19 protein-coding genes and 1 pseudogene are annotated in these 25093 nt (G+C 69.6%); 9 read left to right on the top strand and 11 right to left on the bottom strand.

Going from position 1 to position 25093, the window contains the following annotated elements; genetic code table 11:
• Positions 1-14: 14 nt before the first annotated feature.
• From ACH4S8_RS07740 to ACH4S8_RS07725, 4 genes and pseudogenes are all read left to right on the top strand, one after another.
• Positions 15-803 (top strand): ABC transporter ATP-binding protein, encoded by a 789-nt coding sequence (locus ACH4S8_RS07740; protein WP_398391806.1) that lies wholly within the window; start codon positions 15-17, stop codon positions 801-803.
• Complete coding sequence (locus ACH4S8_RS07735) at positions 800-3502, top strand: ATP-binding cassette domain-containing protein (RefSeq protein WP_398391805.1); 2703 nt, start codon at positions 800-802, stop codon at positions 3500-3502. The genes ACH4S8_RS07740 and ACH4S8_RS07735 overlap by 4 nt, the downstream gene beginning before the upstream one ends.
• The gene (locus tag ACH4S8_RS07730) at positions 3499-5049 is read left to right on the top strand and encodes an acyl-CoA synthetase (protein WP_398391804.1); all 1551 of its coding nucleotides are present in this window, start codon (positions 3499-3501) and stop codon (positions 5047-5049) included. The genes ACH4S8_RS07735 and ACH4S8_RS07730 overlap by 4 nt, the downstream gene beginning before the upstream one ends.
• 131 nt (positions 5050-5180) lie before the next feature.
• Positions 5181-6105: pseudogene (locus ACH4S8_RS07725) on the top strand (IS256 family transposase); the annotation flags it as partial.
• Positions 6106-6204: 99 nt separating this feature from the next.
• Here the strand turns inward: ACH4S8_RS07725 and ACH4S8_RS07720 are convergent.
• On the bottom strand, positions 6205-7038 hold the full coding sequence (locus ACH4S8_RS07720) for an acyl-CoA thioesterase (RefSeq protein ID WP_398391803.1): 834 nt from the start codon (positions 7036-7038) through the stop codon (positions 6205-6207).
• Complete coding sequence (locus ACH4S8_RS07715) at positions 7035-8087, bottom strand: LLM class F420-dependent oxidoreductase (RefSeq protein ID WP_398391802.1); 1053 nt, start codon at positions 8085-8087, stop codon at positions 7035-7037. Before ACH4S8_RS07715 ends, ACH4S8_RS07720 begins: the two co-directional genes overlap by 4 nt.
• A 109-nt stretch (positions 8088-8196) precedes the next feature.
• On the opposite strand from ACH4S8_RS07715, the gene ACH4S8_RS07710 reads away from it, so the two are divergent.
• The 3 genes from ACH4S8_RS07710 (at position 8197) to ACH4S8_RS07700 (ending at position 11965) form a co-directional block, all read left to right on the top strand.
• Positions 8197-8979, top strand: a complete 783-nt coding sequence (locus ACH4S8_RS07710; protein ID WP_398391801.1) for an enoyl-CoA hydratase/isomerase family protein — start codon at positions 8197-8199, stop codon at positions 8977-8979.
• 65 nt (positions 8980-9044) lie between these two features.
• Entirely contained in the window at positions 9045-10538 is a 1494-nt protein-coding gene (locus tag ACH4S8_RS07705) for a class I adenylate-forming enzyme family protein (RefSeq protein WP_398391800.1), read from the top strand.
• A 176-nt stretch (positions 10539-10714) separates the two neighbouring features.
• On the top strand, positions 10715-11965 hold the full coding sequence (locus tag ACH4S8_RS07700; RefSeq protein WP_398391799.1) for a MaoC family dehydratase N-terminal domain-containing protein: 1251 nt from the start codon (positions 10715-10717) through the stop codon (positions 11963-11965).
• A gap of 121 nt (positions 11966-12086) precedes the next feature.
• Here ACH4S8_RS07700 and ACH4S8_RS07695 read toward each other — a convergent pair whose 3' ends face one another.
• On the bottom strand, positions 12087-12893 hold the full coding sequence (locus ACH4S8_RS07695; protein ID WP_398391798.1) for a FadR/GntR family transcriptional regulator: 807 nt from the start codon (positions 12891-12893) through the stop codon (positions 12087-12089).
• A gap of 377 nt (positions 12894-13270) precedes the next feature.
• On the opposite strand from ACH4S8_RS07695, the gene ACH4S8_RS07690 reads away from it, so the two are divergent.
• On the top strand, positions 13271-15718 hold the full coding sequence (locus tag ACH4S8_RS07690) for a CaiB/BaiF CoA transferase family protein (protein WP_398391797.1): 2448 nt from the start codon (positions 13271-13273) through the stop codon (positions 15716-15718).
• 82 nt (positions 15719-15800) lie between these two features.
• Here ACH4S8_RS07690 and ACH4S8_RS07685 read toward each other — a convergent pair whose 3' ends face one another.
• The 5 genes from ACH4S8_RS07685 to ACH4S8_RS07665 all read right to left on the bottom strand — a co-directional run bounded on the left by ACH4S8_RS07685 (position 15801) and on the right by ACH4S8_RS07665 (position 20825).
• Positions 15801-16802 (bottom strand): acyl-CoA dehydrogenase family protein, encoded by a 1002-nt coding sequence (locus ACH4S8_RS07685; protein ID WP_398391796.1) that lies wholly within the window; start codon positions 16800-16802, stop codon positions 15801-15803.
• Positions 16799-17920 (bottom strand): acyl-CoA dehydrogenase family protein, encoded by a 1122-nt coding sequence (locus ACH4S8_RS07680; protein ID WP_398391795.1) that lies wholly within the window; start codon positions 17918-17920, stop codon positions 16799-16801. Before ACH4S8_RS07680 ends, ACH4S8_RS07685 begins: the two co-directional genes overlap by 4 nt.
• Positions 17921-17948: 28 nt before the next feature.
• Complete coding sequence (locus ACH4S8_RS07675) at positions 17949-18731, bottom strand: enoyl-CoA hydratase/isomerase family protein (RefSeq protein ID WP_398391794.1); 783 nt, start codon at positions 18729-18731, stop codon at positions 17949-17951.
• Between the two features lie 167 nt (positions 18732-18898).
• Positions 18899-19657: an SDR family NAD(P)-dependent oxidoreductase gene (locus ACH4S8_RS07670; protein WP_398391793.1), complete on the bottom strand. Its 759-nt coding sequence runs from the start codon at positions 19655-19657 to the stop codon at positions 18899-18901.
• A 10-nt stretch (positions 19658-19667) separates the two neighbouring features.
• Positions 19668-20825, bottom strand: coding sequence for an acyl-CoA dehydrogenase family protein (locus tag ACH4S8_RS07665; protein WP_398391792.1), 1158 nt, complete (start codon positions 20823-20825; stop codon positions 19668-19670).
• A 234-nt stretch (positions 20826-21059) separates the two neighbouring features.
• Between ACH4S8_RS07665 and ACH4S8_RS07660 the strand changes: the two genes are divergently transcribed.
• Positions 21060-21656 carry a TetR/AcrR family transcriptional regulator gene (locus ACH4S8_RS07660; RefSeq protein ID WP_398391791.1) on the top strand — a complete coding sequence of 199 codons (597 nt, stop codon included), beginning with the start codon at positions 21060-21062 and terminating at the stop codon, positions 21654-21656.
• 10 nt (positions 21657-21666) lie between these two features.
• Here ACH4S8_RS07660 and ACH4S8_RS07655 read toward each other — a convergent pair whose 3' ends face one another.
• The 3 genes from ACH4S8_RS07655 to ACH4S8_RS07645 all read right to left on the bottom strand — a co-directional run bounded on the left by ACH4S8_RS07655 (position 21667) and on the right by ACH4S8_RS07645 (position 24943).
• Entirely contained in the window at positions 21667-22692 is a 1026-nt protein-coding gene (locus tag ACH4S8_RS07655; protein ID WP_398391790.1) for a phosphotransferase family protein, read from the bottom strand.
• Complete coding sequence (locus tag ACH4S8_RS07650; RefSeq protein ID WP_398391789.1) at positions 22689-23894, bottom strand: acyl-CoA dehydrogenase family protein; 1206 nt, start codon at positions 23892-23894, stop codon at positions 22689-22691. The genes ACH4S8_RS07655 and ACH4S8_RS07650 overlap by 4 nt, the downstream gene beginning before the upstream one ends.
• A 212-nt stretch (positions 23895-24106) precedes the next feature.
• Positions 24107-24943: an acyl-CoA thioesterase gene (locus ACH4S8_RS07645; protein ID WP_398391788.1), complete on the bottom strand. Its 837-nt coding sequence runs from the start codon at positions 24941-24943 to the stop codon at positions 24107-24109.
• Between the last annotated feature and the right edge of the window lie 150 nt (positions 24944-25093).

The following is a 25093-nucleotide window of genomic DNA, read 5'->3' as shown; positions in this document are numbered from 1 at the left end:
CGAGGAGACAAGTAATGTCTGCACAGCCTTCGACTCCAGAGCACGACGGCACCGTCGTGCCCGGCGCCGGAGCACCACCCGTCATCGAGGCGGTGGAGATCTCCGCGGGCTACGGCGAGGTTCCGGTGCTGGACCAGGTCAGCGTCCAGGTGCGGGCCGGTGAAGTGGTGGCCTTGGTCGGTGCCAACGGGGCCGGCAAGTCCACCACGCTGATGGCCCTGAGCGGCGAACTGCCCCTCACCCACGGTGAGGTCAGGATGGACGGTCAGGTCGTCACCGGCCCGCTGCACGCCCGGGCCCGCCGAGGGCTCAGGCTGATCTGCGAGGACCGCTCGGTCTTCATGTCTCTGAGCGTCGCCGACAACCTGCGGCTCGCCCACGACACGCTGGATGAGCCGCTGGCGCTCTTCCCCGAACTCGAACCGCTGCTGGAGCGGAAGGTCGGGCTGCTCTCCGGCGGCGAGCAGCAGATGCTGACGCTGGCCCGGGCGCTGTCCGGCCCCACCCGGCTACTGCTCGCCGACGAACTGTCGCTCGGCCTGGCGCCGCTGATCGTCCAGCGGCTGCTGAAGGCCGTCCGCGCGGCGGCGGACCGCGGAATGGCGGTGCTCTTGGTCGAGCAGCAGGTGCGCAACGCCCTCGCGGTCGCCGACCGAGCCTGTGTTCTGCAACGCGGCCGCGTCGTCCTGGAAGGCACGGCCGACGAGCTGCGCTCGCGGACCGGTGAGGTCGAGGCCTCCTATCTCGCCGCCTCGGCGGCAGCGCCGGTGGAGATGCCCGACCACGGAGGTGTGGCCCGATGAGCACGGTCATCCAGTTCGCCGTCCTCGGCCTGGCCACGGGGGGGCTGTACGTCCTGTTCGCCCTGGGCCTGGTCATCATCCATCGCGGCTCCGGAGTGGTGAACTTCGCGCATGGCGCCGTGGGGATGGTAGGTACCTTCGTCTACTGGGAGCTGGACAAGCACCTGCCCTTCGGGCTCGCCGCCCTGATCGGGGTGGCCGCCTCCGGAGCGCTGGGCCTGGCCATCCACTTCCTGGTGATGCGACCGCTGCGCGCCACCGCGGTCCTCACCCGGGTCATCGCCACTCTTTCGGTGCTGGCCGTGCTCCAGGAGGGTATGGCCAAGGTCTACCCGGGGGCACCGCAGGTGGTTACCTCGGCGCTGCCCACCGAACCGGTACGGGTGCTGGGCGCCAGCGTGGGCTGGGACAGGCTGATCATCCTGGCGGGTGTCCTGCTCACGGCGGGGCTGCTGGCCGCGGTCTACCGTTTCACCCAGTTCGGCCGGGCCACCGCGGCGGCCACCGAAAATCCTCGGGCGCTTGCCGCGCTCGGGAAGTCCCCTGACCTGCTTGCCGCAGGCAACTGGGTGATCGGCTCCGCGCTGGCCGGTCTGGCCGGCATCTTCCTCGCCCCCATCACCAATCTCTCCGTCACGGGCTACACGCTGCTGGTCGTCCCGGCGCTGGCTGCCGCCATCACCGGACGGCTGAACTCCTTCCCGCTCACCCTGGCCGGCGGTCTGCTGATCGGTGTGCTGCAGTCCGAGGCCGGACGGTACATCACAGCTCCGGGCTGGTCCGAGGCGATTCCGTTCCTGGCCATGCTGGCCGTACTGGTACTCCGCGGCAATGACCGCACCTCGCGCACCCAGCTCGCCCAGCGGCTGCCCAGCCTGGGCACCGGACGGGTGATGCTGCCGGTGGTCGCGGTCCTGCTGGTCGTCACTGCCGTCATCGTGCTGCAGCTCCAGCCGGAGTGGGACGACGCGGTGACCACCACCGTGGGCACCGCGCTGATCCTGTTGTCGCTGGTCGTGGTCACCGGATACAGCGGACAGCTGTCACTGGCCCAGGTGGGCTTCGCCGGCTGGGGTGCCTGGGTGGCCGGCGGTCTGGCCCGGTCCTTCGACACCCCGTTCCCCGCGGCGATCCTGATCGGCGCCTTGGCAACCCTGCCCCTGGGCCTGGTACTGGGCGCGGTATGCCTGCGCACCCGAGGGGTGAACCTCGCGATCGCTACCTTGGGTATGGCGGTCGCCCTGGACAGCCTGATCTTCAACAACGCGGACCGCACCGGCGGCGGTTCGTTCATGGTGCCCACCCCCACCATCGCCGGACTCGACATCGGGGCCATCGTCCACCCCGAGCGGTACGCACTGGTGGTCCTCGTCGTCTTTGCGTTCTGTGCCCTGGCCGTGGCGAATCTGCGCCGGGGACGCAGCGGCCGACGGCTGATCGCCGTACGCTCCAACGAGAAGGCAGCCGCCTCGCTGGGCATCGGAGTCGTCCAGGCCAAGTTGGCCGCCTTTGCGGTCTCCAGCGTGATCGCCGGACTCGGTGGTGCCCTGCTGGCGTTCCGCAACCCCACCATCGTCTTCACCGGCTACGGAGCCCTGGAGTCGATCCAGGTGGTCGGCTTCGCGGTGGTCGGCGGTGTGGGCTGGGTCGCCGGCTCGTTCTACGGCGGCCTGCTGGAGTCGGGCTCCCTCATGGGCAAGCTCCTCGACCTGCTCGGCCCCACGGTCAGCTCCTACCTCCCGCTGGCTGGCGGGGTCCTGCTGCTCGCGGTGTTGCTCACCGCACCGGACGGGATGGCCGCGCAGGGCCGGGAGCACCTGCACCAGCTGCTGAAGATGGTCCGCCGACCGCTGCGGCAGCCGGCCATTCCAGACGTCGAGGCAGCGGGGGAGCACCGGCTGGCGCCCGGGCGGCTGGAACTCGAGGACGTGGTGGTCGCCTTCGGCGGGGTGCAGGCCCTCGGCGGCGTCTCGCTGACCGTCGGACCGGGCGAGATCGTCGGACTGATCGGTCCCAACGGAGCCGGCAAGACCACCCTCATCGACGCCGCCACCGGCTATGTCGATGCGACCCGGGGGCGGGTCCTGCTCAATGGTGAGGACCTCACCCGTACCGGCGCCGGCGGCCGGGTCCGTGCCGGACTGACCCGCTCCTTCCAGGCTTTGGAGCTCTTCGACGACCTCACGGTCCTCGACAACCTCCGGGCCGCCTCGGAGCGGCGCGACACCCTCGCCTATGTCACCGATCTGGTGTACCCCAGGACCGTGCCGCTCACGGCCGCGACCCGGGCGGCGATTCGCGAGTTCGGGCTCCAGCCGTACCTGCACCGCACACCCGCCGAGCTGCCGTACGGTGTCCGCCGCCTGGTCGGCATCGCCCGCGCGGTGGCCACCGAGGCGTCGATCGTGGCCCTTGACGAGCCGGCCGCGGGTCTGGACGACCAGGAGACCCGGGAACTGGGTGAGCTGCTGCGCCGCCTGGCCTCCGAGTGGGGCATGGGCATCCTGCTGGTCGAGCACGACGTGGAACTGGTGATGGGCCTGTGCGACCGGGTCTACGCGCTGGAGTTCGGCAAGCTGATCGCCGAGGGTGCACCTGCCGAAGTGCGGTCGGACGACGCTGTCATCCGTGCCTACCTGGGCGCGGAGGAACCTGATCTGAGCACAGCCGACAAGGATGTCGCAGAGGTGAACCGATGAACCTGACCACCCTTGCCGCCGCGCACGGGGACAAGCCGGCCGTGGTGATGGCCGGCTCCGGCCGGTCGCTTTCCTACCGGGAGCTCGAGGAGCACTCAAACCGTATCGCCCACTTCTTCCACCGCATCGGGCTGCGGGCGGGTGACCACATCGCTGTTCTGATGGAGAATCAGCTGGAGCTGTTCCCGGTGGTCTGGGCCGCGCAGCGATCGGGTCTGTTCTACACCCCGGTCAACTGGCACCTCAGCGAGGCCGAAACGGCCTACATCGTGGAGAACTGTGGCGCCCGGGTGCTGATCTCCTCCGCGTCGCTGGAGCCTCTCGCGCGCGTCGCGGCGGCCTCGGCGCCCGCCCTGGAGCGGCGACTGCTCGTCGGGCCGGGTGTCGAGGGCGTCGAGGAACTGACGGAGGTGGTGTCGGGGCTTCCCGCCGACCCGCTGCCGGACGCCGTCGAGGGCTACTACATGTTCTACTCGTCGGGCACCACCGGCCGCCCCAAGGGGATCAAGCCGGAGCTCACCGGCGAGCCGTTCGGCACCGGACTGAACATCGACGCGGTGATGGCCCGCTCCTTCGGGTTCGGCCCGGACTCCGTCTACCTCAGCCCCGGCCCGCTCTACCACGCCTCACCGCTCGGCTGGTCCCTGGGGACGGTACGCAACGGCGGCACCGTCGTGGTGATGGAGCGCTTCGACGCGACGGGCGCGCTGGAGGCGATCCAGCGGTACGGAGTGACCCACGGCCAGTTCGTCCCCACCATGTTCGTGCGGATGCTCAAGTTGCCCGCTGAGCAGCGGCAGGTCTACGACGTCTCCAGCCTCCGGGTGGTGGTGCACGCGGCGGCGCCTTGCCCGGTCGAGGTCAAGCGGCAGATGATTGACTGGCTGGGGCCGATTCTGCTGGAGTTCTACGCTGGCAGCGAGGGCAACGGCATGTGCATCATCGGCAGCGAGTCATGGCTGAGGCACCCCGGATCGGTCGGCCCCGCGGTCCGGGGCACCATCCACATCTGCGATGACGGGGGTGTGGAACTGGGACCGAACCAGGTGGGGACGATCTGGTTCGGCGACACCGCGCGCTTCGCGTACCACGGCGACCCCGAGAAGACCGCGAGCGCCTTCGACGAGCGGGGCTGGAGCACTCTCGGCGACATCGGGCATGTCGACGAGGAGGGTTACCTGTATCTCTCCGACCGCCGCACCGACCTGATCCTCTCCGGGGGCGTCAACATTTATCCGCGCGAGATCGAGGACCTGCTGACGCTGCATCCGGCGGTCGCCGACGTCGCCGTGATCGGGCTGCCCGATCCCGAGATGGGCGAGCGGGTTCATGCCGTTGTGCAGCCCGCCGACCCGGCCTCCGTCGGGGACGGCCTGGCCGTCGAACTGATCGCCTTCTGCCGGGGCAGGATGGCCCACTACAAGGCACCTCGCTCGGTCTCCTTCGAGGACGTTCCGCGGTTGCCCAGCGGCAAGGTTCTCCGACGGGTGTTGAAGCAGCGCCATACCGATGGGTCGGTCCTGCCGAAGACAGCGGGAGCGCGCTGACCGCGGCACCTGTGCCGCGTGGGTTCCCTGAAGGCCGGATTCCGGCCTTCAGGGAACCCACATGGGTTGCGTCCTTGGAAGTGGTGTATCGGTTCCCACCTGATCCGGGTGTTTGTCCCGGCGTCGGAGTCTCGGTGGTCGCCACCGCCTGCCTGCTCGGTGTCAGCACGCGCCTGGTCGAGAAGCTCGCCGAGTCCCTCGGCGTCACCCAGCTGTCGAAGTCCCAGGTCAGCGCGATGGTCAAGCACCTGGACGAGTAGGTCGCCGCGTTCCGCAACCGTCCCCTGGACGCCGGACCGTATGCGTTCGTCTGGGTCGACGCCCTGACACAGAAGGTCCGCGAGGGTGGCCGCATCGTCAACGTCCACGCCCTGATCGCGGTCGGCGTCAACTCGACGGGTACCGCGAGATCCTCGGCCTGGACGTCGCCACCTGCGAGGACGGCGCCGGCTGGCTCGCCTTCCTGCGCTCACTGACGGCCCGCGGTCTGTCCGGCGTCCAGCTGGTCGTCTCCGACGCCCACACCGGCCTGGTCGCCGCGATCGGCACGTCCTGCCCGGCGCATCCTGGCAGCGCTGCCGAACTCACTGCGCCCGAAATCTGCCCAGGCAGGTTCCGAAATCCGCCCAGCCCTGGATGGCCACGCTGCTGCGGACCGTCTTCGAACAACCCGACACCGCAGCCCTCCAGGCCCAGCTGCGGCACGTCCTGGACACACTGGAAGCGAAGTTCCCCAAGGCCGCAGCCCACTTGGACGCCGCCCAGTATGACCTGCTGGCGTTCACCGCGTTCCCGCGGGAGATCTGGCGGCAGATCTGGTCCAACAACCCCCAGGAGCGGCTGAACAAGGAGATCCGCCGTCGCACCGACGTGGTCGGTATCTTCCCCGACCGCGTCGCTCTGATCCGCCTCGTTGGCGCGGTCCCGGCCGAGCAGAACCGCGAATGGACCGAGGCCCGCCGCTACATGGGCCGCGAACTCCTCGCCAAAGCCCGTCTCCACTCGATCGAGTCAGAAACCGACGACACCGCCCTGCCCACCGAACTCACCGCATAGCCTCAAAACGAGATCGCTGAGTGGCCGTCGATACGCCACTTCTGCGGATGTGACCCCCACATATGCGGTAGGGCAGTACCGCCGTCCGCCGACGCCCGGTCAGCGGACCGGGCGGAACAGGGCCTCCTGGGCGATCGTCGCCACCAGCTGCCCGGTGCGGTCGAAGACCGATCCGGTGTACAGGCCCCGCCCCTGGGCGATGCTGTGCGGACGAAGGTCGGTCAGCACCCACTCGTCCAGTAGCGCGGGCCGGTGGAACCAGACGCTGTGGTCGAGGCTGGAGCCGGAGCGGACGTTGTCGCCAGGGTCCTCCAGCTCGAACAGGCCGCTGGAGATGTCGGACAGATAGGTCAGCACACAGGCGTTGAGCATGGGATCGTTCCCGATCCCGGCGGTGCTGCGGGCCCAGAACCGCGTGGGCCAACCGCTCTGGGAAACCTGGTCGCGGACGCTGCGGCCCTCCATGGAGAACAGCCGGGGAAGCACGAACCCCTCGCAGTCCTCCGGCACCGGGATGGCCGGCAGATCCGCCACTTGCTTGTCCGGTCCCTCGTTGCCGCGGTGGAAGGATGCCGACATGCTGAAGATGACCTCGCCGCCCTGAAGAGCGACGACCCGGCGGGCGGAGTACGACCCGCCGTCCCGGTCGCGGTCGACCTGGAAGACGGTGGGGCGGGAGGCGTTCCCGGGGCGCAGGAAGTATCCGTGCAGGGAGTGCGGCAGCCGGTCCCGGGGCACGGTCAGCGACGCGGCGCGCAGCGCCTGTGCGGCAACCTGACCGCCGTACAGGGCGAAACGCTCGGAGAAGACCAGGTAGCCCCGATAGAGGTTGTGATCGATCTCCTCCAGGGCGAGCATGTCCAGCAGCGGATCGACCGAGATCGTGTCCAGCACGGGGGGCAGATAGTCCTCGGGCAGCTCGGGACTGATCACGCGGTGGCCTCCTTGAGCAGGGAGATGTCGCGGACCCGGCGCTCGTGGGTGGTGGACAGCGGGCGGGCGTTGAGCGTGGTGACACCGGTCGCGGCGAAGGCGTTGACCCGCTCCTTGACCCAGCTCGGAGCACCGATCAGCGAGACCCCGTGCACCAGCGTGTCGGGGACGGCCGCTGCGGCTTCGGCCTTGCGACCAGACAGGTACAGGTCCTGGATGGTCTCGGCGGCCTCCTCGAAGCCGTACCGGCACGCCAGGTCGTTGTAGAAGTTCTTGCCCCTGGCGCCCATGCCGCCGATGTAAAGCGCCAGATGGTTGCGCACCTGCTGCATCGCCGCCTCCTGCTCGTCGCGGTCCTCGGTGACCGCGACCTGGGTGTCGACAACGATCTGGAGCGGGCCGAGCGCAGGGTCGCGGCGGGCCAGGCCCGCGTTGATGGCCTCCCCGAAGGCCGCCTCGGCGCTCTCCGGGTAGTAGAACAGCGGCTCCCAGCCCTCGAAGAGCTCGGCGGCCAGGGTCACGTTCTTGGGACCGAGTGCGGCGAGCACCATCGGGATGCGCTCGCGCAGCGGGTGGTTGATGAGCTTGAGCGGCTTGCCGAGGCCGGTGCCGCCGTGCTCCCGGTCGAGCGGCAGGTGGAACTGGGAGCCCTCGTGCACGACCGGCTCCCGGCGCCACACCATGCGGCAGATCTCCGCGATCTCCCGGGTACGGGCCAGCGGGGCCTTGTACGGCACGCCGTGGAATCCCTCGATGACCTGTGGGCCGGAGGCCCCCAGGCCGAGAACGAAGCGCCCCTGGGAGATGTAGTCCAGGCCCGCGGCAGTCATGGCGAGCAGTGCGGGGGTGCGGGAGTAGATGTTGAGGATCCCGGAGGAGATCTCCATGGTGCGGGTCCGGGCTGCCACGTATCCCAACTGGCTGACCGCGTCGAAGGAGTAGGCCTCGGGCACGTTGACGACGTCCAGTCCGGCTGCTTCGAAGTCGGCCAGCTCCTCGACGGTCTCGGCGAAGCCTCCGCTGTACGCCATCGGCATACCAATACGCATGTCATGTCCTCTCTCCAGGCGGGGGCAGTATCGTATTACTGTTTTAACTTAGATGGCATAGGGCTGGGTGGGTGTCTGTGCCGGCCCCAGTGGCGCGAGGGAGTTTCCGATGGCTGACAACAACACGCTCGTGGTCGAGCGCCGTGGAGCTGCGCTCTGGCTGACCCTGAACCGGCCTGAGCGGCGTAACGCCCTGACACCGGAACTGGTCGGCGAACTGGCCGACGAGGTTGCCGCGGCCGGATCGGATCCGGCGGTGCGGGCGGTGGTGCTCACGGGAGCGGGCGGCGCGTTCTGCTCGGGCGGGGACCTGGCGGCGCTTTCGGCGGTGGCCGAGGGGGGTGCCCGGGCGGTGACCGACGCGGTCTACAGCCAATTCCACCGTCTGGTGAGGGCGTTGACCGTGCTCCCGGTGCCGGCGATCGCGGCGGTCAACGGTCCCGCGCTGGGTGCCGGCCTGGATCTCGCGCTCGTGTGCGACCTGCGCCTGGCCGCCGACAGCGCCGTTTTCGCCAGCTCTTGGATCAACGTGGGCCTGGTGCCCGGTATGGGAGGGGCGCATCTGCTCGCCCATGCGATCGGCAGCACCCTGGCTTCCGGGATGGTACTCACCGGCCGGAAGGTCGACTCGGAGCTGGCACTTCAGTGGGGTCTGGTCAACGAGGTGGTCGCCGACGGGAAGCTGTCCGCGCGGGTGGACGAGGTGGTGGCCGGCCTGGTCCGGCTGTCCCGGTCCGGCCTGGAGTCGAGCAAGGCGTCGCTGCGTCGGAGCCTGGGGGCCGGGTTCGAGCACGAGCTGGCCGTGCTTGGGGCGGTGCAGGGCGGGCTGTTGACCGGCCGGGAGTTCCTCGAGGCCACTGCCCGGTTCCGGGCGGCAGCCAAGCCCGAGTGATTGATACTAGGTTAAAAGAGTTATATGTTTCTCCCTGCTGTTCTCGCTGAAGTGGAGGTGCCCCAATGAGGGCTCGCAGTCGCCTGGCCGAACTGCTGAGCAAGGCTCCTGCCGAGGCTCAGGCCGTCGAGTTCGACGAGGCATGGTGGTCCTGGGGGGACCTTCAGTCGGTCGATCGGCAACTGGGCCGGATCCTGGACGGTGCGGGGCTGGGCTCCGGAGCCCGGATCGGCGTCGTCCTGGAGAACCGTCCGGAGCATGTCGGAACGGTGATCTCCCTGCTCGCCTCGGGCCGTTGCCTGGTCACACTCAGCCCGCTCCAGCCGGCTGAGCGCCTGGCGGCGGACATCGCCCGCTGTGGTGTCCCGGTCGTCGTCGCCTCCCCGGAGGTCCTGGCCCGGCCAGGTGTCCTGGATGCCATCACCGAGGCAGGGCTAGCGGTCCAGCTCGACCAGCAGGGCGGGGCCGGCCCCGTCGGCGGCAAGGTGCCCGACGAAGCCGAGACCGCCCCCGGGGTGTCGATCGAGATGCTGACCTCGGGCACGACCGGCCCGCCCAAGCGAGTGCGCCTCACCGACCGGCAGTTCGAGGCTGCCCTGGTCTCGAGCGGCCAGGTCCCCAGGGAGGGGGTGCTGCTCCGCAAGGGCCTCAGTGTGGTGGCCACACCGATGGTGCACATCGGCGGCCTGTGGAACGCGGTCGCGACACTGTTTGCCGGACGCCGGATGGCGCTGCTGCCGCGCTTCACCCTCGACCCGTGGGTCCGCGTGATCGATCGTCACCGGCCGCCCGCGGCAGGTCTCGTCCCGGCTGCCCTGCGCACCGTGCTGGAAGCCGACATTTCGCCGGAGAAGCTGTCCAGCCTGCGCGTCGTCACCTGCGGTACCGCGTACTGCCCACCAGAGCTGGCCGATGCCTTCTTCCGCAAGTACGGTGCGCGGGTCCTGATGACCTACGGTGCCACCGAGTTCGCCGGTGCCGTGGCCGCCTGGACGCTGCCCCTGCACGAGAAGTGGTGGGAGACGAAGAAGGGCAGCGCCGGACTCCCCGTCCCGGGCGTCGAGGTGCGGATCGTCAGCCCCGATGGCGTCCTCCTGAGCATGGGGGAGGCCGGGCACCTGGAGATCCGCACTACTCAGTCCCCACTCGGTGCCGATGCCTGGCTGCGTACCAGTGACCTCGGCCGGGTGGACCAGGAAGGCTTCGTCTGGATCAACGGCCGCGCGGACGATGCCATCGTTCGCGGCGGCTTCAAAGTCCAGCCCGACCAGGTCCGCAAGGCGCTGGAGCGCCACCCGGCGGTGCGCGAGGCCGCAGTGACGGCCCTTCCGGACGACCGGCTCGGCGCCGTTCCGGTTGCGGCCGTGGAGCTGCGCCCCGGGGTACCGGTCCCTGAAGCCGCCGAGCTCATCGCCACCTGCCGCGAGGTACTCACCCCGTACGAGGTGCCGGTCCACGTAACCGTTGTCGCGGAGCTCCCACGCACGCCTTCCTCCAAGGTCAGCCGTGTCGAACTGCTCGACCTGATCCGCGCGTCGATGGCAGCCGCCACGGCGTGACGGCCCACCAGTCGGCCGCTTGCCCACCCCGCCGTACCCGGCTCGTCCGCGTCCAGGGCGGCGTCGCTGATCCACCGCGACCTCATAGTGCGATTGCTCGCGGCCGACTGAACCGCCCACTCAACTTTATGTTCGCCTCTCGCTCGACAGGGCGGGAAAGTGAGGAGCCAGGTGGCATGAACGCATCCACGACGCAGGAGCCGACGTTCGGTGTGCTGACCGACGCGGCGCTGGAGAGGTCGCGCCGGCGACTGGGAGTGCCGCTTCCGCAGCGAAACCCCCCGCACAACTACGAGGTGACCTGGGACGCGGTGCGTCATTTCGCCTACGGGTACGGTGACGACAATCCGCTGTACTGCGACCCCGGCTACGCCGTCGGCACCCGTTGGGGCGGCCTGATCGCCCCGCCCACCTTCCACTACACCATGGGCGAGGACGCCGCCCCCAAGCCGGACGCCGAGACCAGGGCCCTGCTCAAGGGAGACCCGTTCGCAGGCCTGGGCTCGTACCAGGCGGTCATGGAGTACGAGTGGTGGCGTCCACTGGAGCAGGGCGACCGCTGCCGGATGCTGGAGACCCAGGTCGGGGTGCAGGAGAAGAAGAGCAGCTTCGGTGGGCGGACCGCGCATGTGACCCGCGACTTTCTGTACACCAATGGCGCCGGGGAGATGCATGCCGTGCGCCGCGGTACCTGGATCAACGCGGAGCGCCACGCATCCAGGAAGCGTGCCAAGGAGAAGCTGGAGCAGCAGCCGTACACCCCCGAGCAGCTGGCGGAGATCGACGCCGCGTATGCGGCCGAGACCCGCCGGGGCGCCGAGACCCGTTACTGGGAGGACGTCCAGGTCGGCGAGGAGATCCAGTCGCGGGTGAAGGGCCCGCTGCTCACCACCGATGTGGTGGTGTGGCACGTGGGCTGGGGCATGCAGCTCACTCCGCCCGGGGCGTTTCGGCTCGCCCACCAGGTGCGCGCCAAGGCGCCCGGCCTCTATCCAGTGAACACCCTGAGCGTGCCGGACACGGTGCAGCGGCTGCACTGGGAGCCCCAGCGGGCCCAAGAGCTGGGGCTGCCGACCTCCTACGACTACGGTGCCATGCGGGAGACCTGGCTGGTGCACGCACTCACCGACTGGATGGGGGACGACGGCTGGCTGTGGAAGCTGCGCTGCGAGCACCGCAAGTTCAACTACGTCGGTGACACCACCTGGGTGCGCGGACAGGTGGTGGACAAGCAGGAGGTCGAGGGACGACACGAGGTCCACCTGGACATCCGCTGCGAAAACCAGCGTGGTGAGGTGACCTCTCCGGGTACCGCGGTGGTGCTGCTGCCGACGCGGCGCCGGCCCCGGGTGGAGTTGCCTGCCCCGCCCGCTTCGACCCTCGAGGGCATGGTCGAGCACGAGATCCGGCGCTACCGAATCGACTGAGGCTGCATCACCGCGAAATGTAGGGCACCTGTGGATAAGCAAGCGGGGCACACCTCAGGGTGTACCCCGCTGCCTCAGTCTGGTGTGCGCTCCGCTGCCGGCGGGCTGCACGAGCGCGCGCTCAGTCCAGGATGTCGATGACGCGAGTGGCCTGGTTGCCGGCGAGGACCAAGGCGTCTGCGGCCTCCAGATGGATGCGCCAGAAATTCTCGGCGGCCTCTCCGTCGCCGGAACGGACCAGAGTGAGCAGCTTCTCATAGGCCTGTAGGGCCCGTTGGTTGTGCTGCTTGCCCAGATCGGGAGTGGCCTCCTGGCGGTTGCGGACGGCGATCTGGGTCTGGCGCAGGATGATCTCGTGGATCATGCCGGCCATCAGCGCAAGGGTGTGGTTGCCGGAGAGCTCGACCAGCCTCAGGTGCAACTTGGCGGAGCCGATGGCGAAGCGATCGGGGTCGCCGAGGCTGGCGCGCTCCTCGGCGAGTGCGGCTTCGAGCTCCGCGTAGCGTTCCTCGTCGCCACTCGCGGCGAGGAGACGCGCGGCGGGGGGCTCGATGGTGCTGCGGGCGCTGTAGACGTCGGCAAGGGTGGCGCCGCGCAGCTGGAGTTGGAGGCTGGCCGGGCGGGCAACGGCTTCGGGCCCGGGGAGGGTCACGCGTGCACCGGTGCGTGAGCCTCGGCGCAGTTCCACCAGCCCTTCGGACTCGAGGACGCGGACCGCTTCGCGCAGGGTGGGGCGGGAGACTCCGAATTGTTCGAGGAGCTCGGGCTCGTGGGGGAGGAAGTCGCCCCCCTTGAGATCTCCTTCGACGATCATGCGCCGCAGTCGACGGGCCACGAGTTCACCGGTCTTGGGCGGCCGTACCTTCTCTGTGACGCCCGCACCGACGCCACTCTGGCGCAGTCCGGCTTGACCATTCGACTCCGCCATCGCGAGCCGCCTTTCTCCCCCGGCCCAGCAGCGGGCCACCAAGAAAACTTCGATTACTTCCTTCACCAGGATACTTAGCTGACGGCGGCTGTGCGCGGTGCTCAGCCGACGAAGCGTCGAGCACCCGGATGCTCAGGAGCGGACTCTGCTCATGCCGGAATCTTCCTGGTCAAGCGCCGAGTGCGCGGCCCCGTCCGGGACGGCTCCACGAACTCGCCCTCCTTCGGCCCTGCTGAGACTAGCTCGGCATGCAAAGGCTTCAGCGCGGAGCGCTCCGCGTGCGGCTCTTGCGCGGCGACGACTGTGCGGCCCAGAATCGGTAAATAAGTAAACCTATTTTCCGGAGTTGCTTGTGTTCTCGATCAAGGCGGTGGCCGATGCGTGAAGCACTTCAGGGACCGCTCGCTGGCCTCACCGTCGTGGACCTCTCCACGACGGTGGCCGGAGCGTTTGCCACGCAGTTCCTGGCGGACGCCGGGGCGGACGTAGTGGGGGTGGAACCCCCCGGCGGGAGTCCGCTGCGATCCCATGCCGGATGGCCGGCCCTGGGGCGGGGGAAGCGCAGCATTGTCCTCGATCTGCACGACGAGGCCGACCGGCAGGTGCTCGTCGGACTGCTCTCCGAAGCGGACGTGCTGGTGACCACGATGCGGCCGGGCGCAGCCGAGCGGCTGGGGCTGAGCCCGCGGATGCTGGCGGAGCTGAATCCACGTCTGGTCAGCGCCGCGATCACCGGATTCGGCTCCACCGGCCCGTGGGCCGGCCTCAAGGGCTACGAGGGCCTGGTGATGGCCAAGATCGGCATGTTCAACGTGAAGAAGGGCATGGTAAACCGTCCGGGCCCGGCCTTCCTCTCGGTGCCGTTCGCCTCCTGGGCAGCCGGACAGACAGCCGTACACGGCATTCTGGCCGCGCTGCTGGAGCGGGAGGTCTCCGGGAACGGCCAGCACGTGGAGGCCGACCTGCTCCGAGGTGTCACCGCGATCGATACCTGGAGCTGGTTCACCGAGCTGATCGGCCTCCGCTGGCCGGGCGCCTTCGAGATCGTCCAGGCGTACTCGCCGGAAGGGGAACCGCTCTCCCCGCTTGTCTACCCGCTGCTGGTGGCGCCGACAAAGGACGGCCGGTGGCTGCAGTTCGCCCAGACCGAGCCGCGGCTGTTCCGCGCCCTGATGGAGGAGCTTGGGCTGACCTGGATGTTCTCGGACCCCAAGTGGAAGGGCTTGCCGGTGCTGCCGAGCCAGGAGCTGCGCACCGAGCTCTGGGAAACCATGATCCGCAAGGTGGGCGAACGGACCTTCGCGGAGTGGGAGACCGTCTTTGCCACCAACCCGAACGTGAACGCGGAGGCGTTCCGCGTGGGCGGCGAAGTCCTCGACCACCCCCAGATGCTGCACGACGGCCGGGTGGCCGTAGTCGAGGATCCGGAGCTCGGCCCCGTGCGCCAGCCCAGCACCATGGTTCATGTCGACGGGGCTCCGCTCGCGGCTCTGCGGCCTGCCCCGCGGCTGAACGAGCACCGTGACCGGCTTCGGGCCGCCGCAGCCTCCGCAACGCCGGTCGGCGCCGCTCCGGTGGCGCAGAAGGCAGGCGGCCGTCCCCCGCTGGAAGGCGTCACCGTACTCGAGTTCGGCCTGATGTTCGCCGGTCCGTTCGCGTCCACGCTGCTCGCCGAGCTGGGGGCGCGGGTCATCAAGGTGGAGAGCCTCGAGGGCGACACGATCCGCCGGGTTCTGGCCTTCCCCGAGGCAGGCGGCGTCAAGGTGATGCAGGGCAAGGAGAGCATCTGCGTGGACCTGCGCTCCGAGGAGGGGAGGCGGATCGTCCACGAGCTGGCCCGCCGCAGTGACATCGTGCTGCAGGCCTTCCGGGCGGGCGCGGCCGAGCGGGCCGGGGTCGACGAGGCCACGCTGAAGGCGATCAACCCCGATCTGGTGTACGTCAGCGCTCCGGGATACGGGACCAGCGGACCGTACGGGCACCGGCCTGCGTACGCGCCGTCGATCGGCGCCGCCACCGGAGTGGCGCTGGCCGAAGCCCCGCACGCCGCGGAGGGCACCGGAGATCTGCAGGCCATCAAGGAGTGGGCGGTGCGGCTGGCCACGGCGACAGCCAAGCCGACGCTGCAGGTTGACGGTGTGTCGGCGCTGGGAGTGGCATCGACGATGCTGCTGGGGCTGCTGGCGCGGGCCTGGAACAGGCCGTTGGGAGAGATCACCACCACCATGCTGGCGACCACCGCGCTGGCCCTGGTCGACCACACCGTCGACCACCCGGCTCGGCGACCGGGCGCGACAGTGGACGAGGACGGCTACGGTCTCAGCGCCCTGTACCGGCTGTACCGTGCCACGGATGGCTGGATCTTCCTGGCCGCTCCCGCACCCTCGGAATGGGCCGCACTCAGCGCGGCCCTCGCCGAGGAGACGGAGCTGAGCAGCGACGAGCGCTTCGCCACACCGGAAAGCCGCACGGCTCACGACGCCGAACTGGCCCAGACTCTCGCCGGACTGTTCGCCGAGCGGCCTGCCGCCGAATGGGAGGAACTCCTGACCGGCGTCGACGTCGGCTGCGCGGTGGTGCCCGAGACGTTCCCCGAGATTGTGCTGCAGACCGATGACGTCCTGGTGGCCGAGTACACCGTCACGGCGGTCAACGAGGTCTTCGACGAGTATCTGCGGATGGGCCCCACGGTCCGCCTCTCCCGTTCGGCCACCCGGGCCGAGGGTTCCTGCATGGCCGGCGACCACACCGAGGCGGTGCTGGGCGAGCTCGGTTATGACCATGCCGCCATCACCGGCCTTCGCGAGCGGAGTCTCATCAACTGAAACGCCGCCCGGGTCGTCCGGCTGGGGTCGGCAGCCGGATGGCGCGGTGTTCCCGGGCAGCCAACCGGCTTGGTTCGCCCCGCTATCGTCCGGCAGCGGTCAGCTGGGTCCAAAGGCCGGTTTCGCCTTGGAGAGCCGTGCGGCGGCCGAGCTGCTCCGCCCAGCGGTGTTCGCCGGCGACCGCGTCTCGCCAGGCCCACAGGCGGCGGGTGTAGCGGTGCAGCGGGTACTCCGCGGTGACCCCCATGGCGCCGTGCAGCTGGTGGGCGATCCGGGCGACCTCGGTGGCGGCGGAGGCGGTGGCGATCCGGGTGATCTCGGCAGCAGCGCTTGTCGCGCCGGTCTCCCGGGCCTGGGCCAGCGCGGCCTCGGCCTGGATCAGCTGGACCCGCATCAGCGCAAGGTTGCTCGCCACCGCGGGGATCTTGAGCAGCGGAGCATCGAACTGACGACGCTCGGATACGTAGCTCTTGGTCAGCCGGTACGCCCCGCGGGCCGCGCCGGCGACCGCGGTGGACCACAGCACGGCGACCCGGGCCAGAACATCCTCGTACCCGGGAGCCAAGGCGACCTCGGACACCGGCGTACCGGTCAGCAGCACCGTGTCCCGGGGCTCGCCGGCCAGGTTCCCGCCCGGCCGGACCGTGACCGATGCGTGGGCCAGGTCCACCAGCAGCGGCGCCGCCCCCGGGGCGCAGACCAGCAGCTGATCCGCCGCCCTGGCCCACGGAACCGCCGGGAGTTCGGCGGTGGCCGCACCGGCGGCGGTCACAAGGGGGTGTTCCAATAGGAGCAGGGTGGTGAACAGGTCGGCCGGCGGCGCTTCATGTCCGAGCACCCAGTCGGCAGTGGCGGCCTCGATGACCGGTTGGCTCACCGCATGGCCGGCCAGCGCGTCGACCAGTACGAGCAGGTCGTCGAAGGTGCCGCCGGAGCCGCCGCGTTCCTCGTCGATGCCGACTCTGGGCAGACCGAGTTCCCGCAGCCGCAGCCAGAGGGTGCGCTGTGCCTCAGCGGTCTCGGTGGCGTCGTGGTGGACCAGGTCGTCCACCAGGTTCCGCAGCTCGGTGGCGAACTCGCTCATGAACGGGCCTCCTGTCGGGCGATGAGGGAGAGAAGCACCTCGGCGGCGCCGCCGCGCAGGCCGAAGCCCGGAGAGGCCAGCAGCGCCTGTCCGAAGACCGAGTCGGGGGTGGCGTCGCGGGTCAGGTCGGTGCGACGCAGCGCGTCGATGACGTCACGTTCGAAGGCATTGCCCAGGTACTTCAGAGCAGCGGCCTGCTGCACCGGGGCCTGGCCGGCGTCCATTGCCTGGGCGACCTCGAAGCAGAGCCGACGCAGCACCGCCAGCCGGGCGACCAAGGAACCGAGCAGCGCGTTCAGTTCCCGGTCGTCGGTCTGCCGGGCGGTCTCGGCGATCAGCTCGACCAGGACGGGGTAGCTGGAGAGCACCCGCTCGGCGCCGCCGCGCTCGAAGGAGAGCTGTTCCACCACCTGCCGCCAGCCACCTCCGACCTCACCGATCACGCGGTGAGCCGGGACGAACGCGTTCTCGAAACGGACCTCGTTGAAGTGGTGCTCGCCCGAGAGGTCGACGATGGGGGTGACCAGGACGCCTTCGGCCTTCATGTCGACCACGAACTCGGTGAGGCCCTCGTGCTTGCGCTCGGTGCGCTCGGTACGGGCCAACAGGTAGGCATGGGTCGCGTTGTGGGCCTGGCTGGTCCAGATCTTGTGGCCGTTCACCCGCCAGCCGCCCTCGACCGGCTCGGCCGAGGTGCGCACGGAGGCGAGGTCGGAGCCGGCCTCGGGCTCGCTCATACCGAGGCAGAACACCGCGTCGCCGGAGGCGATCTGCGGCACGATCTCCTCCTGGAGCCGGCGTGAGCCGTGGCGCAGGATGGCGGGGCCGATCTGCCGATCGCCGATCCAGTGCGCGGCGACGGGTGCGCCGGCACGCAACAGTTCCTCGGTGACGGCGAGCCGTTCGACATGGGTACGTCCGGCGCCGCCGAACTCCTTGGGGTAGGTCATGGCGACGAGCCCGTGAGCAGCGAGCTCCTTGCTGAACTCCAGGTCGAAGGAGCGCAGCCAGGAGTCGCTGCGCGGAATGTAGCGGCCTGCGTCACGCCATTCGGTAGTCAGCCGGCGGACCTGGTCCCGCAGTTCGGCGCAGCTCTCCGGTCGTGGGGTGGGTTTCATGACGGCCTTTCGGGCGGAGAATGAGAGCTCAGCGGCCGAAGAAGACGCCGGGGCGCTTCTCCTGGAAGGCGGCGAAGGCCTCCTCCGAGTCCTGGGTCGAGGTGATCACGGCCATGTGGGACGAGATCAGGTCCAGCGCGGTGCGCAGGTCGTGGCGGGCACCCTGACGGACGGCGCGCTTGATGGTTTGGACGGCCAGCGGCGGCCGCTCGGCGAGCCGGGCTGCGTAGGCGTGGACGGCGTACATGAGCTTGTCGTCGTCGTGGACCTCGTCGACCAGGCCGATCCGCAGCGCCTCCTCGGCGCCGACGAAGTCGCCGGTCCACAGCAGCCGCAGTGCGGTGGAAGTGCCGACGACCCGGGGCAACAGCCAGCAGCCGCCGTCGCCGGGGACCAGGCCGACCTTGATGTACCCCTCGGAGAAGCGGGCGCTGCGGCCGGCGAAGCGCAGGTCGCACAGGAGCGACATGTCCATCCCAGCCCCGACAGCGGGGCCGGAGACGGCGGCGATCACCGGCTTGGTGACCTCCTCCATGGCGAGGGCGACCTGGTGGACCCGCTTGGTGAGCAGTTCCTTCTCGCCGAGCGGGGTGCGCTTCTCGCCCTTGAACTCGGAGAGGTCTACGCCGGAGCAGAAGGAGCCGCCGGCGCCGGTGACGATGATGGCCCGCACTTCGGGGTCGCGCTCGGCGGAGCGCAGGGCTTCGGCCCAGGTGTCGCACATCTCCAGGGTGAAGGCGTTCTTGCGCTCGGGGCGGTTGAGCAGGATGGTCGCGATCCGGTTGCGTACCGCGTACTCGAGGTCTGCCATGGCCGTGCCTCTCTCGGCTCTCAGGGATGTCGGTCGGTCCTGCGTCCGTCGGCTGCGGGCGGTCGGCACGCCCGACCCGCACCGGACCAGGAGGCCCGGACCGCCCCTGGGGGCCGTCCGGGCCTTTGTCGCCGGCCGGCGCTCGGAGCGCCGCCTGGCGTGCAACGTCAGCGCGGGGCCATGCGGATGGCGCCGTCGAGACGGATGACCTCGCCGTTGAGCATCGGATTGGCGATGATGTGCTCGGCGAGTTGTGCGTACTCGGCAGGCTGGCCGAGGCGGCTCGGGTGCGGGACCTGGGCGCCGAGGGAGTCGCGAGCCGCCTGCGGCAGGCGACCGAGCAGCGGGGTCTCGAACAGGCCCGGGGCGATGGTCATCACACGGATCTTCAGACTCGCCAGGTCGCGGGCGATCGGCAGGGTCATCCCCACGATGCCGCCCTTCGACGCGGAGTAGGCGACCTGGCCGATCTGTCCCTCGAAGGCGGCGACCGAGGCGGTGTTGATGATCACGCCGCGCTCGCCGTCGACCTCCTCACTCCTGGCCATCTCGGCCGCGGCCAGGCGGATCAGGTTGAACGTGCCGATCAGGTTGACGCTGACGATCCGCGTGAACCGCTCCAGCGGGTAGACGTCGCCCTCGCGGTTGACGATGCGCTGCGATCCGCCGATACCCGCACAGTTGATGGCGACGCGGAGCGGCGCGAGGGCGGCGGCGGCCTGGACGGCCGCGGTGGCGTCGGCCTCGCTGGTGACGTCGCCAGGAGCGAAGACGGCGCCGATCTCCTTGGCGACGGCCTCACCGTCGGAGCCGGGCAGGTCGAGGATCACGACCTTGGCGCCGCCCGCGATCAGCCGCTCGGCAGTGGCGCGGCCCAGGCCGGAGGCGCCGCCGGTGATGACGGCGGAGATACCAGTGGTCTGCACAGGGGACTCCTTACAGTCCGAGGGACTTGGCGATGATGGTCTTCATGACTTCGGAGGTGCCGCCGTAGATGCGGGTGACACGGGTGTCGGCGTACAGGCGGGCGATGGGGTACTCGAGGATGTAGCCGTAGCCGCCGTGGAGCTGCAGGCACTTGTCGATGACCCGGGCGGCGACCTCGGTGCAGAAGAGCTTGGCCTTGGCGGCGTCCGCGACGGTGAGCTCCTTGCTGTCGTGGAGTTCCAGGGCACGGTCGACCAGGGTCTGGGCGGCCTCGACCTCAGCGGCGCACTCGGCGAGGACGAACTTGGTGTTCTGGAAGGAGGCGACCGGCTTGCCGAAGACGTTGCGGTTCTTGACGTAGTCGGTGGCGAAGGCCACTGCGGCGGAGGCGGATGCGGCGGCGCCGATGGCGATGGTCAGCCGCTCCTGGGGGAGGTTGTGGGTGAGGTAGGAGAAACCCTTGCCTTCTTCGCCGAGCAGGTTCTGCACGGGGACCTTGACGTCGGTGAAGGAGAGTTCGGCGGTGTCGGAGCTCTTCTGGCCGATCTTGTCCAGTTTGCGGCCGACGGCGAAGCCTTCGGAGCTGGATTCGACGCAGAGGATGGACAGGCCGGCGCGGCGGTCCTCGGGGGTGGCGGGGCCGGTGCGGCAGACGACGAGGATCAGGTCGGCCTGGGCGCCGCCGGTGATGAAGGTCTTGGCGCCGTTGAGGACGTAGTGGGTGCCGTCCTCGGAGAGCCTGGCGGTGGTGGTGATGCCCGCCAGGTCGGAGCCGGTGCCGGGCTCGGTCATGGCGATGGCGGTCATGATGTCGCCGGAGGCGAAGCCAGGGAGCCAGCGCTGCTTCTGATCCTCGGTGGCGTACCGCATGAGGTAGGGCAGGATCAGGTTGGCGTGCACGGAGTAGGCGCCGAAGGACACGGCGGCCCGGGCGGTTTCCTCCATGACGACGGCCTGGTACTTGAAGCTGGTCTCGCCGGCGCCGCCGTACTCGGCAGGGACCTCGATGCCCAGCGCGCCGAGTTCGCCCAGCTTGCGGTAGAAGTTCCGCGGCACATGGCCCTGTGCCTCCCATTCGTGCTGGAAGGGCGTGACCTCCTTGGCGATGAAGCTCTGGAGCGTCTCCCGGAAGGCTTCGTGGTCCTCGTTGTACACCGTACGGCGCACGGTATTTCCCCTCTTTTCCGGGCCGCAGAGCAGAGCGGCGCCCGGTTCTGGTCGAACGATCGTTAAGGAGCTGCCAGGATTGGATAAAATCCAGGGACTTGTCAATCGGCAGTCGGCTAAGCACTGCTAGCCCGTCCGAAACCCGGGGTCGCCAGGGTTCCCCTCGACGGTCGTGCGGCACCAGGAGTGCGCTGGCTAACATTGCCTAGCACAGGATCCTTGCGAGGTGAGGGCATGGTGGCTGCAGTACGGAGAGGGGCTTCCGCGGGTCGGGCGGCCGACATCAGGGCCGCGGCCCTGAGCCTGTTCAGCGAACGGGGGTACCCCGGGACCACCATGGCCGACATCGGCGCGGCCGTCGGCATCCGCGGGCCGAGCCTGTACAAGCACGTCGACTCCAAACAGGAGCTGCTGGCGCAGATCATGACTGGCACGATGGACGAGCTGATGCGCACCCACCGAGCGGCCGTGGCGGGCTGCGAGGACGTGGTGGAGCGGCTCCGCCGGGCGGCCGAGGCCCATGTGCGGTACCACGCCCGGCACCGGCTCGAGGCCTTCGTCGGCACCCGGGAAATCCGCAGCCTGGAGGAGCCGCACCGAGCGCAGGTGCTGGCCCGCCGGGCCGCCTACGAACGGGCCTTCCGGGAGCTGATCGTCGAGGGTGTCGAGGCCGGGCGGTTTGTCACAGCCTCGGGCAAGCTGACCTCGTACGCGATCCTGGATCTCGGTATGGGCGTCGCGGTCTGGTATCGGGAGGGCGGTGACATGACGGAGGACCAGGTCGTCTACCAGTACGGAGACTTCGCCCTGCGGCTGGCCGGAGTGCACTGACCCGTGCGGTTCAGCGTCCGGGACGCAGGGCCCGGAGGCCCTGCGCGGCCAGCGCCGGAACCGCATCCCCGACCGTCTCGAAACCCTGGCCGACGGTGAGTCTCCGGAGATGTCGGGCGTGGATGCCCTCGGCGATGACTGCGATCTTGAAATATCCCAGCGCCAGGTGGAAGTCGAGCCGTCCGAGATCCCGTCCAGAGGCGCGGGCGTAGCGCTCCGCCAGAGCGTCCGGGGAAGGGAAGCGGTCGCTGACGGAGGCGGCGGAACCGCCGAGTACAGGTTCGAACGCAGGGTCGCGGTAGACAAGGTGGAGGGCGAGGTCGGCGAGCGGGTCGCCGAGAGCGGCCATTTCCCAGTCGACCAGGGCCTGTATCCGACCCAGGTCGGCGGGATCGAGAATGGCGTTGTCCACCCGCAGGTCGCCGTGGACGACGCAGGCCGCCGATTCGGTCGGGACCGCGGCCTCCAGGGCGGCGTGCAGGCGGTCAATGTCGGGCAGCTCCTGAGTGGCGACCCGGTTCCACTGGTCGCGCCAGCGCCGGACCTGCCGGGTGAGGTAGCCTTCGGGCCGGCCGAAGCCGGTGAGCCCCACTTCGGCGTAGGGCACGGCGTGCAGGGCGGCGAGGGCGTCGACCAGGGCGAACGCGCATGCTTTGGCCTGTTGGTCGTCGTGGCGGTCGAGGTCCTCGCGGCTGCGGATCGTCACCCCGTCCACATGGGCGACCACGGAGAACGGTGCGCCGATGACCGAGGGGTCCTCGCACAGCGCCACCGCTTCGGCGACCGGGACTCCGGTTCCTGCGAGGGCGCTGACGACCCGGTACTCGCGGCCCATGTCGTGGGCGGAGGGAGTGAGTCCCCCCAGAGGAGGGCGTCGCAACACCCAGCGGCTGATGCCGTCGGTGAGTACGTAGGTGAGGTTGGAGCGGCCGCCGTGGAGCAGTTCCGCGTCGATCGCTCCGGCCACCGTGGGCACTTCACGGGCGAACCACGGGCGCAGTGCTGCCAGGTCCAGTCCCTCGGGTCCGGCGGTCACTTCTGCTCGCCGAGGGCGCGGACCTCGCGGCCGACCAGACGCTTGGCGATCGCCCAGCGGTGGGTCTCGGAAGGTCCGTCGTAGATCCGGAACGGGCGTACCTCCCGTAGGTAGCGACCGAGCAGCAGGTCACCAGAGATACCGAGGGCGCCGCAGATCTGCAGTGAGCGGTCGACGACCCGCCCGACGGCCTCGGCGGTGAACGTCTTGGCGATCGCGGTGGACTGAGCCGCGGTCTGTCCCTGGTCCAGTTCCCAGCAGGCGTGGAGAGTGAGCGCGCGGGAGGCGGCGATGTCGATCTCGGAGTCGGCGATCATCGCCTGCACCATGCCGAGCTCTCCGAGCCGCGACCCGAACGCCTCCCGCTCGGCAGCCCGCCGGACGGCGATGGACTGGGCCCGGCGCGCGATGCCGAGCCAGCGCATGCAGTGGGTCATGCGTGCCGGTCCCAGTCGTACCTGGGCGTAGCGGTACCCCTCGTCGACCTCGCCGAGGACCGACTCGTCCGCAACGACGCAGTTGTTGAAGGCGATCTCGGCGTGGCCGCCGAAGAACCCCTGGTCAAGCGTGTCGATGTGCCGGACGATCTTCATGCCGGGACTGTCGGCGTCGACCAGGAACATCGTGGCTCCTCCCCGGTCGCCCGGGACGCCGGAGGTCCTGGCCATGACGATGGCGAACGCGGCGCCCTCAGCCCCGGTGATGAACCACTTGCGCCCGTCGATCCGCCAACCGCCCGGGACCCGGGTGGCCCGGGCGGTCAGCGCGGCCGGATCGGCGCCCGCTCCCGGAGCGGGCTCGGTCATCGCGAAGCACGAGCGGATCGCACCATGGGCCAGAGGGCGCAGGTAGCGCTCCTTCTGCTTCTCCGAGGCGATCGCTTCGAGCATGTGGACGTTGCCCTCGTCCGGCGCGGCAATGTTCAGCGCCAGCGGACCGAAGAGAGACCAGCCAGCCTCTTCGAAGACCAGCGCCCGGCTGCGCATGTCCAGTCCGTGGCCGCCGTACTCCCGGGCCGCATGCGGTGCGAAGACGCCCGCCTCCTTCGCGGCGGCCTGCAGACGCTGCCGCAACTCCTCGCTGACAGCGCCGACGTTGCCGGCGTATCGCTCTTCCTCCGGTACCGCCACCGCGCGGACGAACTCGGCAGTTCGCTCCGCGAGCTCGGCGACACGGGATTCGGGGGTGAAATCGACTGGCATGAGCCCCTCCTGAAACCGTATCTCAGGTGCTTAAGCTAATAGTCATTAGCTTGTATCAGGGTCGCACCTGTCCCTGTCAAGCAGAAGTTTTGTTATGAGGTCATGGGCATGGCTACCAGTCGCTAGCTGCATCGAGCGCGTCGGCCACTGTGTCGATGAAGGCCTGGCTGGTAGTCGTTGCTGTTCAGCGGCCCGGCCCGGGGGTGGCTGGTTCAGCGGGCGGCGCGCAGCAGCCCGTCGGCGCTGGAGGATGCGACGAGGCGTCCGTCGGCGAATGCCTGAAGACGGGTGTGCAGCCGGCTGTGGCCGCTGTGGACGTTCTCGGCGCGCAGCAGCACCCAGTCCCGGAGGCTGAAGTATTCGTGGAAGCTGACGGACTGGGAGAGGACCACCCGCGTACCGTCGCCGCCGCGACGCTCCCGCTCGTGCGGGTCATGCGGGAGGAGCGCCGGAGGGACGACGAAGGTCTCCATGGCGTGGGCGAGCAGCGTGCGGGAGGCCGAGGCGCTGTCGGGCGCATCCTTGTGGCGCAGCCAGATGTTCAGCGCGGCGGGGCGGCCCGCGGCACCGACGAAGGCGTTTGCGCCCCCCTCGGTCACGGTTTCCCATGGCAGCCGCAGGTCGCTGAACGCCTGGCAGGCGTCCGGGGCAGGCAGCCCCGCCGGTGGCTCGGTGGTGTGCCGAAGGTAATCCGGCTCCTGCGGGCCGAGCATGGCCAGGGCCCGGCAATGCTCCCGGCCTCGCTGACTGAAGACGACCTGGGCAGTGGTGAGACTCCGCCCCTCCTGCACGGGGTCGACGGCGATCTCCAGCGGCCCGTCCAGCTGTCCGCCGCGTGGGAAGACCACCTGGAGGGACTGCACCGAACGGCCCGGGAAGCGCCGCTCCGCGACGACCACGGAGATCCCGAGCAGTGTGGCGCCGGGAACGCGGCCGACTCCCACGTCCCAGGGCTGGACGGTGAAGCGGCCGTTACCGGACTCTTTCGGGTCGAGTGCGGCAGTGAGGGCGTCCCGGTGTGTGGACGCGAGGTCGGCGGTTTGGGTCACTGCAAACGTCTGCTTTCCGTTGCTTTTCGAACGCTCGTTAAGCTATCCATGAAGGTCTGAGCTGTCCAGCGGGTGCGTCGAGCGACACCGTGCTCACGGGCGGCTCCGGGTGGCGTTCCCCGCCTTCCCTCAGCGCCCGTATCTCCGGGT

Origin of the sequence: Streptomyces sp. NPDC021080, from assembly GCF_044333225.1 — a bacterium.
GTDB lineage: Bacteria > Actinomycetota > Actinomycetes > Streptomycetales > Streptomycetaceae > Streptomyces.
This window is presented reverse-complemented; position numbering and strand designations above follow the sequence as displayed.

Excerpts from the sequence above, each read along its gene's own strand:
- ACH4S8_RS07735 (WP_398391805.1), top strand. The coding sequence starts at position 800 with ATGAGCACGGTCATCCAGTTCGCCGTCCTCGGCCTGGCCACGGGGGGG.
- ACH4S8_RS07730 (WP_398391804.1), top strand. The coding sequence starts at position 3,499 with ATGAACCTGACCACCCTTGCCGCCGCGCACGGGGACAAGCCGGCCGTG.
- ACH4S8_RS07710 (WP_398391801.1), top strand. The coding sequence starts at position 8,197 with ATGGCTGACAACAACACGCTCGTGGTCGAGCGCCGTGGAGCTGCGCTC.
- ACH4S8_RS07660 (WP_398391791.1), top strand. The coding sequence starts at position 21,060 with ATGGTGGCTGCAGTACGGAGAGGGGCTTCCGCGGGTCGGGCGGCCGAC.
- ACH4S8_RS07740 (WP_398391806.1), top strand. The coding sequence starts at position 15 with ATGTCTGCACAGCCTTCGACTCCAGAGCACGACGGCACCGTCGTGCCC.
- ACH4S8_RS07690 (WP_398391797.1), top strand. The coding sequence starts at position 13,271 with ATGCGTGAAGCACTTCAGGGACCGCTCGCTGGCCTCACCGTCGTGGAC.
- ACH4S8_RS07695 (WP_398391798.1), bottom strand. The coding sequence starts at position 12,893 with ATGGCGGAGTCGAATGGTCAAGCCGGACTGCGCCAGAGTGGCGTCGGT.
- ACH4S8_RS07715 (WP_398391802.1), bottom strand. The coding sequence starts at position 8,087 with ATGCGTATTGGTATGCCGATGGCGTACAGCGGAGGCTTCGCCGAGACC.
- ACH4S8_RS07685 (WP_398391796.1), bottom strand. The coding sequence starts at position 16,802 with ATGAGCGAGTTCGCCACCGAGCTGCGGAACCTGGTGGACGACCTGGTC.
- ACH4S8_RS07705 (WP_398391800.1), top strand. The coding sequence starts at position 9,045 with ATGAGGGCTCGCAGTCGCCTGGCCGAACTGCTGAGCAAGGCTCCTGCC.
- ACH4S8_RS07680 (WP_398391795.1), bottom strand. The coding sequence starts at position 17,920 with ATGAAACCCACCCCACGACCGGAGAGCTGCGCCGAACTGCGGGACCAG.
- ACH4S8_RS07650 (WP_398391789.1), bottom strand. The coding sequence starts at position 23,894 with ATGCCAGTCGATTTCACCCCCGAATCCCGTGTCGCCGAGCTCGCGGAG.
- ACH4S8_RS07675 (WP_398391794.1), bottom strand. The coding sequence starts at position 18,731 with ATGGCAGACCTCGAGTACGCGGTACGCAACCGGATCGCGACCATCCTG.
- ACH4S8_RS07700 (WP_398391799.1), top strand. The coding sequence starts at position 10,715 with ATGAACGCATCCACGACGCAGGAGCCGACGTTCGGTGTGCTGACCGAC.